This is a genomic window from Streptomyces sp. NPDC102441, from assembly GCF_044765585.1.
In the GTDB taxonomy this organism is placed as follows: Bacteria; Actinomycetota; Actinomycetes; order Streptomycetales; family Streptomycetaceae; genus Streptomyces.
This window is the reverse complement of the sequence record NZ_JBIWKH010000012.1, coordinates 25,394-40,062: the sequence shown is the minus strand read 5'-3', so window position 1 is coordinate 40,062 and position 14,669 is coordinate 25,394. Positions and strand designations below refer to the sequence as shown.

Annotated in this window: 13 protein-coding genes; 1 reads left to right on the top strand and 12 read right to left on the bottom strand. The window is 69.9% G+C overall.

Annotation, left to right across the window (positions count from 1 at the left end; translation table 11 throughout):
- Nucleotides 1-174 precede the first annotated feature (174 nt).
- The 12 genes from ACIREO_RS25455 to ACIREO_RS25400 form a co-directional block, all read right to left on the bottom strand.
- Entirely contained in the window at nucleotides 175-2,601 is a 2,427-nt protein-coding gene (locus tag ACIREO_RS25455; protein WP_404114557.1) for an AMP-binding protein, read from the bottom strand.
- Nucleotides 2,601-3,131 carry a hypothetical protein gene (locus tag ACIREO_RS25450; RefSeq protein WP_404114135.1) on the bottom strand — a complete coding sequence of 177 codons (531 nt, stop codon included), beginning with the start codon at nucleotides 3,129-3,131 and terminating at the stop codon, nucleotides 2,601-2,603. The genes ACIREO_RS25455 and ACIREO_RS25450 overlap by 1 nt, the downstream gene beginning before the upstream one ends.
- Nucleotides 3,128-4,243 carry a beta-ketoacyl-[acyl-carrier-protein] synthase family protein gene (locus ACIREO_RS25445; RefSeq protein ID WP_404114133.1) on the bottom strand — a complete coding sequence of 372 codons (1,116 nt, stop codon included), beginning with the start codon at nucleotides 4,241-4,243 and terminating at the stop codon, nucleotides 3,128-3,130. Before ACIREO_RS25445 ends, ACIREO_RS25450 begins: the two co-directional genes overlap by 4 nt.
- On the bottom strand, nucleotides 4,240-4,539 hold the full coding sequence (locus ACIREO_RS25440; protein ID WP_404114131.1) for a hypothetical protein: 300 nt from the start codon (nucleotides 4,537-4,539) through the stop codon (nucleotides 4,240-4,242). Before ACIREO_RS25440 ends, ACIREO_RS25445 begins: the two co-directional genes overlap by 4 nt.
- Nucleotides 4,436-5,869: a class I adenylate-forming enzyme family protein gene (locus ACIREO_RS25435; RefSeq protein ID WP_404114129.1), complete on the bottom strand. Its 1,434-nt coding sequence runs from the start codon at nucleotides 5,867-5,869 to the stop codon at nucleotides 4,436-4,438. The genes ACIREO_RS25440 and ACIREO_RS25435 overlap by 104 nt, the downstream gene beginning before the upstream one ends.
- A gap of 31 nt (nucleotides 5,870-5,900) precedes the next feature.
- Nucleotides 5,901-7,454, bottom strand: a complete 1,554-nt coding sequence (locus ACIREO_RS25430) for an amino acid adenylation domain-containing protein (protein ID WP_404114127.1) — start codon at nucleotides 7,452-7,454, stop codon at nucleotides 5,901-5,903.
- 63 nt (nucleotides 7,455-7,517) lie between these two features.
- Nucleotides 7,518-9,620: an aminodeoxychorismate synthase component I gene (gene pabB / locus ACIREO_RS25425; protein WP_404114125.1), complete on the bottom strand. Its 2,103-nt coding sequence runs from the start codon at nucleotides 9,618-9,620 to the stop codon at nucleotides 7,518-7,520.
- The gene (locus ACIREO_RS25420) at nucleotides 9,617-10,624 is read right to left on the bottom strand and encodes an LLM class flavin-dependent oxidoreductase (RefSeq protein WP_404114123.1); all 1,008 of its coding nucleotides are present in this window, start codon (nucleotides 10,622-10,624) and stop codon (nucleotides 9,617-9,619) included. Before ACIREO_RS25420 ends, pabB begins: the two co-directional genes overlap by 4 nt.
- A complete protein-coding gene (locus tag ACIREO_RS25415; protein ID WP_404114121.1) occupies nucleotides 10,617-11,561 on the bottom strand; it encodes a hypothetical protein in 945 nt (314 codons plus the stop codon). Before ACIREO_RS25415 ends, ACIREO_RS25420 begins: the two co-directional genes overlap by 8 nt.
- Complete coding sequence (locus ACIREO_RS25410) at nucleotides 11,551-11,829, bottom strand: phosphopantetheine-binding protein (RefSeq protein ID WP_404114119.1); 279 nt, start codon at nucleotides 11,827-11,829, stop codon at nucleotides 11,551-11,553. Before ACIREO_RS25410 ends, ACIREO_RS25415 begins: the two co-directional genes overlap by 11 nt.
- A gap of 135 nt (nucleotides 11,830-11,964) precedes the next feature.
- Nucleotides 11,965-12,204 carry a hypothetical protein gene (locus ACIREO_RS25405; RefSeq protein WP_404114117.1) on the bottom strand — a complete coding sequence of 80 codons (240 nt, stop codon included), beginning with the start codon at nucleotides 12,202-12,204 and terminating at the stop codon, nucleotides 11,965-11,967.
- A gap of 115 nt (nucleotides 12,205-12,319) precedes the next feature.
- Nucleotides 12,320-13,357 (bottom strand): glycosyltransferase family 2 protein, encoded by a 1,038-nt coding sequence (locus ACIREO_RS25400; RefSeq protein ID WP_404114115.1) that lies wholly within the window; start codon nucleotides 13,355-13,357, stop codon nucleotides 12,320-12,322.
- A gap of 496 nt (nucleotides 13,358-13,853) precedes the next feature.
- Here ACIREO_RS25400 and ACIREO_RS25395 point away from each other — a divergent pair, with 496 nt between their 5' ends.
- Nucleotides 13,854-14,630: an aminotransferase class IV gene (locus ACIREO_RS25395; RefSeq protein WP_404114113.1), complete on the top strand. Its 777-nt coding sequence runs from the start codon at nucleotides 13,854-13,856 to the stop codon at nucleotides 14,628-14,630.
- Nucleotides 14,631-14,669: the final 39 nt, after the last annotated feature.

The following is a 14,669-nucleotide window of genomic DNA, read 5'->3' as shown; positions in this document are numbered from 1 at the left end:
CTCCTCGTCCCCGAGGTATCGGGCGATCGTGCCGCGGACCTTTGCGCTTGACATTTTTCCTCCTGGTCGACTGCGGGTGCTTCGTTCATCGGCCGCTCTCGGGGACCCGGCCCGGCGAGGCGACGAGTGTCCGCATGGTGATACTCGGGTCCGCCCCGCCGCGAGTGCAATGCATTAATCCGCAGGCACGGTCACCCCATCTCCGGTCTGCTGAGCGGCAGTTGTCGCATACTCCGCACGGAGCGTGCGCTTGAGCACCTTGCCGGTGACACCGACCGGGACCGATTTCATGTCCACCGCTCGGACATCGGCCAACGGCGGTTTACCGAGACCGTCGAGGATCTCGTTGACCCGGGCCAGCATTCCGTCGGTGCCGTGGCCGTCGCGGAGCTGGACCAGGGCGATGGCGCAGACCTCGCCGGCCCGCTCGGCCTCCACCACCACGCAGTCGTCGATCTCCGGGAGACGGGCCAGCAGGATCTCCTCCGTGAGGACCGAATAGACCATCCCGCCGGCGGTACGGATGGAGTCGGCCGCCCGGTCGACGTGGTAATACCGGTCCGCCTCGTCGCGGAAGACCAGGTCACCGGAGAGCCAGTAGCCGTTCAGCAGGCTGCGGTAGGTCTTGTCCGAGTCGTTCCAGTAGCCCGGGGTCACGGTCGGGCCCTTCACACCGAGCAGCCCGACCTCGCCCGCATCGGCCGGCGTACCGTCCGCCCGCAGGACGGCGACCTCGGCGAACGGCTGCGGAACTCCGAGACAGCGATGCGGCGCCACGACTCCAGGGATGGTGATCATGCCCAGCACCCCGCCCCAGCCGAGCTCCGACGAGCCGAAGCCGTCCACGAACATCGAGCCGGGCACCGGGTCGGCACCGGCCCAGTGCCTGCCCCGCTCCACCAGCCGGGCGACGTGCGCCTGGTGCGAGGCGTCGGCGACGCTCACCCAGCGCTCGACCAGGGCGAGATCGGCCGCATCGGTCTCCCGCAGCGCCAGCTCGGCGAGCGTCACCGCGAAGCCGACCACGATGGTCGCGCCGTAACGGCCCGCCGCTGCGGCCACCGCCCGGCCGCTGCGATCGGACATGAGCGCCAGGGGCACCCCGGAGAGCATCGCGAGCAGGGCGTAACCGATCGCCGACCCGTGCGACTGCGGCAGCGCGGACAGGATCAGCGACTCCGGGTGGTCCCGGAACCGGGTCAGATGCGCACGGATACCCACCATCATCTGCGCATGGGCCCAGATGACGGGCTTCGATGCGCCGGTGGTGCCCGAGGTGTGACAGATCAGGACGGGATCGCCCGGCGCGTGCCGGAACGCCGGCGGCACCGGCACGTCACCGGGCGGGACGGTGGCACCGATCGACGACACCCAGAAACGGTCGTCCTCCGGGCCACGAGCACCGGCGATCCGCGCCGATCTGACGTCGTCCGTCTGGAGGCCGACGGGTTCGGTCCTCCGGAGATAGGCCAGGACGGCGACGGGATCCATCTCGCCGTTGACCAGTACGGCGATCGCGCCCAGCCGGCTGAGCGCCAGGTAGTGGATCAGGTCGTCGGCGCTGTCCCGGAAGTAGATTCCGACCCGGTCCCTGGGCCCGACACCGCGTCCGGCGTACCAGGCGCTCCACGCGCCGACGAGGTCGGCCAGCTCCGCCAGGCTCAGCTGTTCACGCGGGACCCCCTGCGAGTCGCGTACGGGCAGCTCGGCGTGGAGATACGGAGCGTGGATGTCCGGGCTGACCCGCAACGCGACCTCGAGAGCGTTGCCTCCCCCCACCGTCGGGTCGGCGGCGATGGTATGGCGTACGCCGGACGGGACAAAGGTGGCCCCCACGGTGACGTCCTCCTCTTTCTCATCGGGCGCTGTCGCCTGCTGCGGCACCAGCTCGAGAAGCTGGTAGTCGACGCCGGGAGCGAGGTCTCCGGAGGCGCGCAGGACCGAGATCCGGTAGCCCGCCTCGGCAGCCAGCCGGCGCAGCGAGTCGTGGTCGCCGAGATCGCTGAAGCCGAGCAGTAGCCGGCCGCCGGCAGTCAGCCGGGCGCGCGCTCCGGAGAGATAGCGCTCATGCGCCCGGTAGCCGGGATCGAAGACCGCCTGCCGCAGCTGTTCGCGCTGCTCGTCGTGGACCCGTCGCGCCGGCGGCCCCTCACCGGCGCCGGGATCGATGAAGGGGGAGTTCCAGAAGATCAGGTCGAACCGGTCCTCCGGGCCGAGGCCGTCGAACATGTCACCGTGGTGCAACTCGACCCGGTCGGGCAGCCCGTGCCGGGCGGCGTTGAGCGCGGTGTTCGCGACGGCCGCGTCGCTGATGTCGGTGGCGGCGACTCTCGCGCAGCCCTTCGCCGCGGCCGTCACGGCGGTCACGCCGGACCCGCAGCCCACCTCCAGGAACGATCCACCGACCGGGAACGGGATCGACTCGGTGAAGAATCCGGTCGAGACGCAGTAGGTCGGAGCGAAGACTCCCGGCAGGAGGTCCCACTCCCGGTCGTGGAGCCGGAAGGTGGTCGGTTCGGTGACTTCGGCCGCGGTGCTGTTCACCAGCCAGGAACCCCGCACCACGGCGCCCTTCGACGGCCGGGATCCACCTGAGGCCATCACGACGCCCCTCCGTCCGCCGGCCTGTGTCCCGAGCGCACCAGGTCGGCCCGGGCGAAGGCCTTCGCGGGGTCAGGATCCATCTCGACCGTGATGCCTAGGACCCACTCCGCACTCGCGTCGGCCAGAAGCAGGCGCGCCAGCTCCAGGACCTCAGCGCGGGCGTCACCCGTCACCGCCACGCAGCTCATCGGGCCGGTCAGACGGTAGTCGCGGGCGATGTGGCCGAGGATGGCGGTCGGCACCACCTGGTAGAAGAGGATCGGGCTCACCCGGCCCTTGTTCACGTGCTCCACGGACAGCTCCAGGCTGGCGGTGTCGAAGCTGTGCGAGCCGAGGACGATCCCGACCCGGTCGCCGACGCCTTCGAGGAGGTGTCCGGCCCGCGGTTCGCCGACGCATGCGCGGACGGCGGCGTACACCAGGGGCGCGAAGTCCGAAGCGAAGAACCCGGCCAGGGGCGGCGCCTGTGGGCCGGCATGGACCTGGGCACCGGCTACGACCTCGACGTCCTGCGGCGACGTCGTCATGCCTGGGCCAGAAGGATCGCGGAGTTGACGCCGCCCACCGACGAGTTGAGGCTCAACGCGTAGGGCACCTCGGTCTTCTCCGGCACGCTGACATGCCGGAGCGGGTGGCGCGTGTCCGGCCGGCGCAGCGCGGCGGTCGGCGGCAGTACCGAGGAGCGCATCGCCAGCAGCGTGATGACCGCCTCCAGGGCGCCGCTGGCTTCCAGGGCGTGGCCCGTCGTGCTCTTCGTCCCGCTGACGAACACCTTCTCCGTGTGCGGGCCGAGCGCGGTGTGCAGACCGGCGGCCTCGGCCGCGTCGTTGAGCGCGGTGCCGGTGCCGTGGGCGTTGACGTAGGTGAGCTCGTCCGGGCCGACACCGGAGCGGTGGAGTGCCCGGGTGACCGCGGCGGCGACTCCGGCTCCTTCGGGGTGGGGCTGCGCCACGTGGTAGGCGTCGTCGGTCATGGCCCAGCCCGCCAGCCGGGCCAGGGGCCGGGCCCCGCGGGCGCGAAGGCTCTCCCCCGACTCCAGCAGCAGCATCGCGGCGCCGTCGCCGAGCAGGACGCCCTGACGGTCCTGGTCGAACGGGCGCAGCCGACCGTCTGCGGCCAGCGCGAGCGCGGCGTCGAAGAGGCTGAACGCCTGCCGGTCGACCAGGAACGCTCCGCCCGCGAGCGCCGCCGAGCTGACGCCGCTCCTGATCAGCTGCGCTCCGTGGATGATCGCGTTCGCCGCGGCACAGCACGCGTTGACGAACGTACGTCTCGGACGTCCAAGACCGAGCCGGTCGGCCACCCGTTCGGTGAGCTCGGCGGGCGACTCCGGCGCGACGGAGGGCGCTCGCAGTTTGGTCGCCAGGACGAGAGGAAGCGCCGCCGGGCCGGACCAGCCGGCCATGTCCATCGCCTGTACGGCGCAGGCGCTCGCCACGTCGACGGTCCCCAGGGCCGGTCCTGCGTCGTCCGTCTCCTGGTACGTGGCCGCCTGAACGGTGCGGCAACGGGAGACGTCGAAGCGGGTGACCGGGCGGAACGCCGGCGTACCCGAGAAGGCACCGTCGACGAGGGCCTCCGGCCCGAAGCCGAAAGCGCTGAACACGCCGAAGCCGCTGATGTAGATCTCTGCGGTCATTCGTGCCCGACCCCCAGGTTGCGGTTGACGAGGGCTTGCAGGGCGCTCATGGAGTCGACGCCGGCCGTCTCACCGCTGATTTTGACCACGATGCCGTGCCGCTCCTCCAGCAGGTGCTGGATCCAGATCGCCGTGTAGGAGTCGATGACGAGCAGGGTGTCGTCATCGGCGGACTCCGGCAGTTCGACGCCCTCACAGTCGGCCAGGATGTCCCGGATCTCGTCCCTGCTGATTCCCTGCGCCGGGGGCTGCTGTTCTCTGCTGGTGGTTCGGGGAGAGGAGCTGTGCTCGGTCACGGACAACCTTTCCGGTCGGTGTCTCGGGGAGTTTCTCCTGCAGGTAGTACCGCTTGGGGGCCCTCAGGGAGTTCAGCCGTTCCCGGCTCCAGGCCGCGAGCGCCCGGTCCGTGAGCCCGTTGCGGGCCGCCACATGGGCCTCGATCACGCTGCCGAACGTCACGACCGCGTGGGCGACATCGGGGTGCTGCTGGAGCACCTGCTCGATCTCCATCAGATCGATCTTGATACCGCCTATGGCGATCACGGAGTCCGCGCGGCCGAGGATGCTGACCGCGCCGCCCGTCCCGTCGATCGCCGCGCGGTCGAAGGTCCGCAGCCAGCCGTCGGCGAATCGGGCCACGCCGTCGTCGACGAGATAGGGCGTGCCGTCGAGGCGGACGTACAGCTCGCCGCCGGCCGCCCGGACGGTGATGCCCGGGGCGGGCCGGCCGACGGACGGGGCGGGGAGCCGGCCGGCGAGATCCGCGGTGACCACGCCGACCTCGGTCATGCCGTACACCTGGCCCAGCCGGCACCCGGTGGCCAGCCGGAACCGCTCGGCGACGGCCGGGCTGGTGATCAGCCCCGCGCTGGTGGCGACGCGCAGCCCCGGCAACGGGGGAAGGTCCGCCGTTCTCCCCAGCAGGTCGAAGTGCGTCGTGACACCGAAGATCGCCGTCGGCTCGAGCGCCACCGCCGCACGGGCGATGGCGCCCCCGTGCTGCGCGGAAGGAAGGAGGACGGGCAGGCCTGCCGCCAGCCCGTACAGGATCCCGCCGACCAGGCCCCAGGTGTGGACCGGCGAGCACAGCAGGAGCAGCCGGTCGTCCGTGCCCGGCATGTCTTCGACGGCGGCGTACCGGTCGATCTCCTCGTCCAGCGACGCCGCCGAGCGTCCCACCACCTTGGACTGCCCGGTCGACCCCGAGGTGAACTGCACGAGGCACACCTGCCCGGGAAGGGGGAACGCCCCGCCCGACGGCTCGACCTCCAGCTCGGACCGGCCGGTGAAGTGGGCCGGGCCGGCCGAGGCACGTACGTGGAACGCCGGTGGGCACAGCCGCGTCAGCGAGCCGGTCTCGGTCTCGGTCAGCCGGTGGTCCAGGAGCATCGCTCGGGCGTCCAGCCTCCAGATCGCCAGGAGCAGGGCGAACAAGGTGGCACCGGGGACGAGTTGCACCGCGACGCAGTCGCCCGGCCGGACACCGCGTGCCACGAGCAGGTCGAGACAGCGGCCGACCTCCTGGTGCAGTGCCCGCCGGTCGAAGGTCGCCGTCTCGTCGACCCACACCGGATCGTCCGAGCTCGACCCGCACAGGCGGTCGCTCAGCTCGCGTGCGGACGTCACGATGTCCCCCTCCGTTCCCCGCTCGTGGCGATCATGAAAGAGTCATCCCTTCCTTGGGCCGGGGAGCCGCCGGGCGTTCGAGTGCGGCACCGACGAGTTCTGCTACGGCTCGACGGTCGACCTTGCCGTTGGGATTGCAGGGAAACCGGCCGACGGTGAGCACGCGCCTGGGCACCATGTAGCCCGGCAGGCTGCGGACGAGTTCGGCGCGCAGAAGGGCCGGTTCACTGGCCGGGGCCAGGCAGACGGCGTACAGCCCCAGCGCGTCAGCGGTCTCGCGGACAGCGACGACGACGGCGTCCGTGACGCCGGTGAGGGACCGCAGCGCCGCCTCGATCTCGCCGAGCTCCACCCGGTAGCCGTTGATCTTCACCTGCTGGTCGGTCCGTCCGAGGAAGTGCAGGGTGCCGTCGTGTGCGGTCACCCGGTCCCCGGTGCGGTACCAGTGGTCCGGAGGGACCGCCGAGTCGCTCGGCGCGGGCGCGGGGTGGAACCGGCCGTGGTTCGCCTCCGGGTCCAGATAACCGTCGAAGCGCTGCGGGCCCCGGACGCACAGCTCACCGTCCGGAGCCGGGTGCCCCGATTCGTCGAGCACGGCGTACTCGAGCCCGGGATGGGGCAGGCCGATCGGCAGGACACCGTTGGGTGTGGCCGGCCAGTCGGCGGGATCGGGGGGCAGGGCGAAGTCGCTGCAGCTGATGGTGAGTTCGGTGGGCCCGTAGAGATTGGTCAGCGTGCCTCCGGGAGCGGCTGCCTTCCAGGCACGCGCCTGCTGCCAGGTGAGTGGCTCACCGCAGAAGAGGCTGTGCCGCAGTGACGGCATGCTGTCCGGCAGCAGCCTTCCGCCGGCTTGCGCCCTGCTGATCGCCGACGGCACCGAGAACCAGTGGGTGAGAGCGTTGTCAGCGATGAACCGGACCGGTCGCAACAGGTCGTTCCGGCTGGGCACGACCAGCGTGGCGCCCGCGGACCAGACCGCGAAGAGGTCGAACACGGACAGGTCGAAGGTCAGGTCGAAGCACTGTGAGCACCGGGCGCCGGGCTCGAGACCGTACCTGTTCCGGACCGTTTCGAGAAACGCGGAGGCGTTGCTCTGCCGGATCGGCACCCCCTTGGGCGTGCCCGTCGAGCCGGAGGTGAACAGCAGGTACGCCTCTGCCTCGGGGGCGTCGAGCAAGGGCGGCACCGGAGCCGGTGGCTCTCCCCGGGCCTGCGTCGGGTCCACGGCCAGCAGCCGGATCCCGTCGACCCGCGGTGGGTCCGGCCGCGGGCCGGCCAGCACCAGGCCGGCTCCGGAGGCCGCCAGCATGTACAGCGTCCGCGACTCCGGGAAGGCCGGGTTCAGCGGGACGACGGAGCTGCCGAGGCGCTGGACGGCGAGGTAACCCGCGTACGCGAGCACGCTTCGCTCCGCCAGGAGACCGATCCGCCGGGGAACGGTGTCCGACGACTGACGGATACGGGCCGCGAGGGACTCCGCCATCTCCGCGAGCTGCCGGTAGGTGAAACGCTCGCCGTCGATCTCGATGGCCGTCCGGGTGCCGTGGCGGGCGACCGCCGCCTCGAACCAGTGGTAGAGCATCATGGCGTCTCCCGGGGGGAGCTGGATTGACGGCCCGTCAGCCGCGGGTGGCCGGACGCCACGGGCTCAGCCATCGCTCGTCACCTTCGCCGTGTCACGTTCCGGGAAACACACCCCGAGCAGGGAGAGCAGAGGGGTGGCCTTGACCGCCGTCTCCTCGAACTCCGCGACCGGGTCGGACATGGCCACGATCGCGCCGCCTACCCCGTAGCTGATGCGACCGTGCTGTGCCACGAGAGTGCGGATGGCGATGCTCAGGTCGACGCTCCCGGACAGCGAGAAGTACCCGATCGCACCGGAGTAGATTCCGCGTGGTCCGTCCTCCAGCTGGTCGATGATCTCCATGGTCCGCAGCTTCGGCGCCCCGGTCATCGAACCGCCGGGAAAGGCCGCACGGACGCAGTCGACCGCGCTGCGATCGGGGCGCAGCCGGGCCGAGACGGTGCTGATCAGCTGATGGACGGTCGCATAGGTCTCCACGGCGAACAGCTCCGGGACGGCCACGGAACCGCTCGTCGCGACCTGGGCCAGGTCGTTGCGCAGCAGATCGACGATCATGAGGTTCTCGGCCTGGTCCTTCTCGCAGAAGGCCAGATCCTGCCGAAGCTCCTTGTCCTCCTCGGCCGAACGGCCGCGGGGGCGGGTGCCCTTGATCGGCCGCGCCTCCACGCGGCGCTCCCCGTCGACGCGCAGGAAGCGCTCGGGAGAGGTGCTCAGGACCGACAGGTCGCCCAGGCGCAGCAGTGCCGCGAACGGAGCCGCGTTGTCGCGGCGCAGCGAGGTGTAGGCGGACCACACGTCCATCGCGCATTCGACGTCGAGCATGTTGGTCAGGCAGATCTCATAGCTCTCGCCGGTGGCGATTGCGCGTTGGCAGGACTCGATGAGCTCCAGGTAGGCGCCGCGGTCGTGGCGCAGCGACAAGGGTGCCTCGGCCTGCTCCTGTTCCGCCGTCGAGGAGCGAGGAGCGTCGGAAATGGCCCCGATGCGAGCCCGGGTGGCCGAGAGCCAGCTCCGCGCCGGCGCCTCGTCCCCCGTGTGCAGGGCGAGCAGGTAGGTCGTGGAGGTCGTGTGGTCGAAGACCACACACCGGTCCGCGAACAGCAGCGACGCGTCCGGGTGCTCGGAGCGGTGGCGCAGACGGCCGCCGCACTGGGCCTTGAGCTCGTAGCCCAGATAGCCGACCCAGCCGCCGCGGAAGTCGAAAGGCAGCTCCCGGCCGCCGACGACCTCGGCGGTGCGCAGGCGGTCGTCCAGCCAGTCCAGCAGCGGCCGGACCTCGGTGTGGGTGCGCTGTCCCGAGCGTACGGTGACCGTGCCGTCGGCGACGTCGGCCGTGACCACCTCCGAGAGGGGGCCCTCGGCCGCTCCCATCACCGAGAAGCGGCCCAGACGCGGGTCGGGACGGCTGCTGTCCAGCCAGAACGCGAAGGAGCGGTCGAGGAAGAGTTCCTCGTAGACCTGCTCCGCGTCACGCTTCGTGGGGAACTCCTCGACCAACAGGCTGTACGTCACCCGTCTCTTGGCGTCCGAGCTGCCCGGAGGCGTCTCCTGTGGGCGCCCCGGGCGGACCCGCCGCCCGTGTCGCAGGTTCCATTCCCCGCTCAGCTCCGCGAAGTTGGCCAGCAGGCGGTGCCCGTGCTCCGTCGCGATGGACTCGGGATGGAACTGCACCCCCCACTGGGGGCGGTGGCGGTGCCGCAGCGCCATCAGTACCCCGTCGGGCGTCCGGGCGAGCGCCTCGAGTTCGTCCGAGAGGCTGTCGACCGCCCACGAGTGGTAGCGCACGACCTCCTGCGGCGACGGGATGCCCGCGAACAGGCCCGTGCCGTCGTGGAGGACGGGGGACTTCCGCCCGTGCCGGGGCTCCGGGGCCAGGGCTATCGACCCGCCGCCGAGCGTCGCGATGCCCTGGTGTCCGAGACAGACGCCGAGCAGCGGGATACGGCCCGTCGAGATGACGTCGCGGCACACGCCGAAGTCGGCCGGCACACCCGGTGTTCCCGGGCCTGGGGAGATGACGACGTTGTCGAACCCGTCGAGGTGCTCCGCACGCCACCCCGGCTCGTCGTTACGGATGACGGTGGGCTCGGTTCCGTTGATCTCCCCGAGGTAGTGCGCCAGGTTGTAGGAGAAGGAATCGTAGTTGTCGATGAGCAGAGTTCTCACACACGCCCCCTCGAACGATTCCGAGCGATGTCCAGGACGGCTGCGGTGTGCTTCAGATCCTGCTCCTCCGCCGGGGTGTCCAGGATGAAGGTGGTGTAGCCGAGTTCGACGTAGCGTCCGATCTCGCGTCCGACCGTGTCGTAGTCGCCGACGAAGTACGGGCAGAAGGTCCTGTAGTTCTTGAACGGCCGCATCCAGTACGTGCCGTCCTGCTCGGCCGCCTTCGACAGCTGCTGGTGCCACTGCGAATCGGAACGTGACATGGCGAGCCGGTGGCTGACCCGTCCGGCCCGGTTCTCCGGGAAGCGCGCGAGGGCCACGTCCCAGGCCTCGGCCGACGTCGGGCGGGCGATCACTCCGATCCGCAGGCCCTGGGTGACCGAGGGATCCGCGGGGGCCTGCATCTCCGGTTGCTCCGGGTAGACGATGCCCGTCGCCGAGAGGGCGCGGGCGGCGGCCATCCCGGCCGGGGAGGAGCCCGACACCAGGAACCGGGGGCCCAGTTCCGCCGGCGGCACAGTCTCCAGGCGGAGTCCGGCCACGGAGTAGTAGGCGCCGTCGAAGGTCACCGGTTCCGGGGAGGTGAGCAGCCGCTTCATGATCGACGCGTACTCGACGGCACGGTCGTAGCGGGCGTCGTGGGGCAGGGCCTCGCCCATCGCCTCCAGATCTCCCGTGAACCCGCCGGCGACGATGTTCAGATGGACCCGGCGCCGGTACAGGAAGGCCAGACCGGCGACCAGCTTCGCTGCGGTGAACGGGTGCATGTACGCCGGCTGCACGGCAACCAGCGGAGCGAGCCGCGTGGTCGCCTGGATGATGGTCTGTGCGACCAGCCAGGGGTCCACGGAGCGGTTGTCGGTGTAGACCAGAACCCCTTCGTAGCCGGCGCGGTCGCTCCAGCGAGCCACCTCCCGTACCGACTCCAGATAGGCCGGGCCGTGCTCCCGCGCCGAGGCCGGGCAGGTTCCGAAGAGAGTGATGTCGCTGCGGGGCTCACTCATGAGGCCGCCCCTCGGCGTGACCGGCCGCGCTCACCGCGCCGCCGGCCAGCGGCTTGCGGCGGGTGAGCAAGGACACCCGCGCGGGACTTCCGGCGTCCTGGACGAGGTCGATCCAGTCCTCGGCGACGCGGAAGACAGCCGAGTTCAGAACCTGGGCGGTCGAGACCTCGAAGGGTGCCAGCACCTCCCACCGCTCCAGACTGATGATCATGTAGGGATCGAAGGCGGTCCAGACTCCGTCGAGCCGGATCTCGGGCCAGAAATGGGGCAGCGAGTAAGGGCTGGACAGCAGCAGCCCGAAGCTGCGCCGGGCTTCCCATCCGTCCTCGGCCGCCCGCTGGACCAGGTAGCGGCCGGCCAGTTCACAGTTGGCGAGCGAGGTCTCCGCCAGGAAGGAGAGATCGCCGTACAGGGCGAGGGGCAGGATGTGGAAGCGGAACTCGGACGCCTCCGCGAAGAGCCGCCGCAGTTCCTGAGGAGCCTCCCCGGTGCGCCCGGTGGCTCCGACCTCTCGGCGCAGCGTGAAACGGTCCGAGGTGTCCCTGTCCGCACCGAGGGCGAGCACCTCCGCGGGCAGACGGAAGTCGCACCGATGGCCAGGCACGGCGGAACCGCACTCCGCGGAGACCTCGACCTCGTAGCGGACGGGACGCTCGTCCACCACCGCACGGAAGATCTGTGGCCACCTCCGCATGGCGAGGTAGCGGGGCGACGGCAGACGCAGGGCGAGAGAGACGTTCGCCAGGTCGAGCTCGTCGAAGTACCTCTCCCTGCCCGACGAGCGGTGGGGGAACCCGAGATCGAGCAGCTCGGACAGGACCGGGGCACCGATCCCGTAGATCCTCCGTGCGGTCGATGTGTCCTGGTCGAGAACCCGGTGCCGGTCGGGGACCAGCCGCACCCTTTCCACGACGGCCCGGAGCGGTTCAGCGTTCATCCGGCACCTCCAGGAGGCCGGAGACGACGTTCCAGAGGGCACCCGGTGAGGAGAAGATCTCGAAGGTGATGATCTCGTCGGGGATCGTCACTCCGAAGGCCTCCTCGATCGTCACCAGGAGGCGGACGACGGTGAGCGAGTCGATGCCGAACACCGCCAGGTCGCTGTCCTCCTGGAGCGGCTCCTCCGGGCCGATCAAGCCGTCCAGGCATTCCCGCAGTACGGCCTCGAACTCGGGGTTCAGGCCGAGCACACCATCGTCGGCCATCACAACGTGATGGCTCCCGCCGTCAGAGACGGCGCCCCCGTGCTGCACGTGGTTCCCCCTTGGAAGTGCGAAAGGCTGCTGTACGCGGTCGCTTGTACGTCCGGTGGCCCGGTCGCCACAGCTCTCGACCGGCCGTCAGTCCGCTGCGGCGAAGCGTTCCGGGCTGATTTCAGCGAGGTATCTGTGCACGGACCGTGCCGATTTCAGCGTCTGCATGACATCGCTGTCCGGCAGCTCCAGGTCGAAGCCGAAGCGTTCTTCGAGCAGATGCTGGAGCCAGACGAAGCTGAAGGAGTCGATGACTATTTCCGTGTCGTACTCAATTGGACCCTCGGCCGCCTGAAGGGCCGTGCATTCGGCGATGATCGCGGTCATTTCGTCGCCCGTCACCATTACGTCCCCACGCCCCCGTCGTCGCATTGAACCGTCGCTGGACCACGACGTTCAGCTGTGCGTCAACCCGGTCATTCCGGAATGACCGCATTCGATCTCAGACCGCGTCGGCGGGTCTCAGACCGGTGAACAACATGCTCGGTCGGCGAAGTTCGAGCGCCGCCACGAAACCGCCGAGGTCAAACATCAGGTCGACCGATGCGCACGCGATGCACTCGGCGGCGGCCCCACGGGACCTGTCGTCCCCTCGCAGCCGATGGGCACGCATGCCCACCAGGAGGCCGAGGCACGCGGGCACCGCGAGCAGGCTTCGGCCGCCGGTGCGGGGCGCCAGTGCCATGCCGACCGCGGTGGCCGCCGTCCCGACGGTGAAGGCGTTCACCACAGGCCGACGGTGGCGGGGGTGGACGCTGCATACCCACTGTTCGGAGCGACCGTAGCTGTAGAGCCGGCGGCCCGCCGTGGCGAAGGAGCCAGTGATGCCGTGGTCGTGAACGGCGACCGCCTGGGGGTCGCACAGAAGCGTGTAGCCGGCGTCGGTCATCCTGATGCCGAGGTCGCAGTCCTCGCCGCCCACGACATCGAGGCTCTCCGAGGGGAAGCCACCGACCTCCTCGAACACCTTCCGGCGCACCGCGAGGTTCGTCGCTGTCGTCCAGATGACCTTCGCGCACCGCTCGGGGCGTTCCATGTCGTCGTTGATCAGCTTCGACCAGCGCATGATCCTGTTCGCCGGTGTCGGACCGCGCTCCACGAAGGTAGGACCCGTGACGCCCCCGACGGACGTGCCGGCGCTCCGCAGGGTCTTGACGTGATGTTCCAGGATGTCCGGTGACACCCGGCAGTCGGAGTCCGTGAACAGGATCAGGTCGTATGTGGCCCGTTCGACGCCCAGGTTGCGCTTGGCGCCGACGTGGGCGGGACCGGTCACGTAACGGGCGCCGAACTCGCGGCAGTTCGCCTGATGAGCGGCGGCGTCGGCCGGCTCCGAGTCATCGACGACGATGACCTCGGCGGGCTCGGGACTGCGGTCCACGGCAGCGCGGAGTGAGGCCAGTTGCGCACGCATCAGCGCTACGCGGCCCTTGACCGGGACGACGACGGACAGCCCGTGTTGCGGTACTACCGTGGACACACACCCTCCTGGGGCAGATGAGATCCGGACGGCCGGTCCAGCGGCATCTCGTCGGAGACCGCGGGGCATTCCATCGACTCGCCGCCGATGGTTCGAGAAGTCGTCATATACGAGCGGTTAACCGTCGACCGTCGTGACCGACAGCCGGTGCATCTTCTCCGCCGAGATCGAGGGCTATGGCCCCGAAAAGGCCCGGCCCAAAACATCACTCACCGTGGGACCCCCGTCCTCCACAAAGCGCCGTCCTGATACGTGCGCACAGCAACAATGCCGTACGCGACGAACCGTCCGAACCATCGCCGATCTTGTTTCTTCATACGCGATCGAGCGACTACCCGAGAATAGTAACGGAGCCGGGGAATCCCGTAAACCCTGCCTCGACTTGACGCCTGCCGATTCAAAGACCGAAGCCGTATCAGTAATTTCTCGAACAGAACTCCGACAGAACAGATATCCGGGGGTCACCTGACCACGGTGGGTGTGGTGGAATGCCGTCATGATCGAGCTTGATGGGCGTCCCGCCACAGCCGAAGATCTCGCCGGACTGGCTCTGTGCAACTACGGCCACTTCACCACGATGCTGGTGAGCGAAGGCCGCGCACGCGGACTCTCCCTCCATCTGGGCAGGCTGGCCGGCGACTGCCGGGCCCTGTTCGACGCCGAGCTGGACCTCGACCGGGTACGCGAGCTCGTACGCCGCGCCCGGGACGACGCACCTCGGATGGTCCGGGTGACCGTCTACGCACCGGAGTTGGAGCTCGCCCGGCCGGGTGCGGACCAGGAGCCGCACATCCTCGTCACGACCCGGCCGACGGCCTCGCGGCGCCTGCCGCCGCTGCGGCTGTGCTCCGTCACTCATCGGCGGGATGTTCCCGGGGCGAAGCACGTCGGCCTGTTCGAGACGATCCGCCGGCGGCGGATCGCCCAGCGAGCAGGATTCGACGACGCGCTGTTCGTGGACGAACGCTCACGCATCCTTGAGGGTGCGACCTGGAACATCGGCTTCCATGACGGCACCCGGCTGGTGTGGCCGACCGGTGATCAGCTGCCCGGCGTCACGATGGAGCTGGTGAAGTCCCTCGGCGTCGCGAACTCGTCCGAACGCGAGCTGGACCTCGCGGCGGCGGCCGGCTATCCGATCGCCTTTGCCACGAACGCCGCCGTCGGGGTGCGCGTCATCGAATCCATCGACGAGATCCGGTTCGACGCAGAGGCCGCCCCACTCGAAGACCTGATCCGTCGGTATCTGGCCATGCCCGGCGAACAGGTTTGAGAGGACTGTCCCGCGACCCACACACTGGCGGGAACGAAC

Bases quoted from the DNA above. Each gene is read 5' to 3' on its own strand.
- ACIREO_RS25455 (WP_404114557.1), bottom strand. From the start codon at position 2,601: ATGGCCTCAGGTGGATCCCGGCCGTCGAAGGGCGCCGTGGTGCGGGGT.
- ACIREO_RS25450 (WP_404114135.1), bottom strand. From the start codon at position 3,131: ATGACGACGTCGCCGCAGGACGTCGAGGTCGTAGCCGGTGCCCAGGTC.
- ACIREO_RS25445 (WP_404114133.1), bottom strand. From the start codon at position 4,243: ATGACCGCAGAGATCTACATCAGCGGCTTCGGCGTGTTCAGCGCTTTC.
- ACIREO_RS25430 (WP_404114127.1), bottom strand. From the start codon at position 7,454: ATGATGCTCTACCACTGGTTCGAGGCGGCGGTCGCCCGCCACGGCACC.
- ACIREO_RS25420 (WP_404114123.1), bottom strand. From the start codon at position 10,624: ATGAGTGAGCCCCGCAGCGACATCACTCTCTTCGGAACCTGCCCGGCC.
- ACIREO_RS25415 (WP_404114121.1), bottom strand. From the start codon at position 11,561: ATGAACGCTGAACCGCTCCGGGCCGTCGTGGAAAGGGTGCGGCTGGTC.
- ACIREO_RS25410 (WP_404114119.1), bottom strand. From the start codon at position 11,829: ATGGCCGACGATGGTGTGCTCGGCCTGAACCCCGAGTTCGAGGCCGTA.
- ACIREO_RS25405 (WP_404114117.1), bottom strand. From the start codon at position 12,204: ATGACCGCGATCATCGCCGAATGCACGGCCCTTCAGGCGGCCGAGGGT.
- ACIREO_RS25395 (WP_404114113.1), top strand. From the start codon at position 13,854: ATGATCGAGCTTGATGGGCGTCCCGCCACAGCCGAAGATCTCGCCGGA.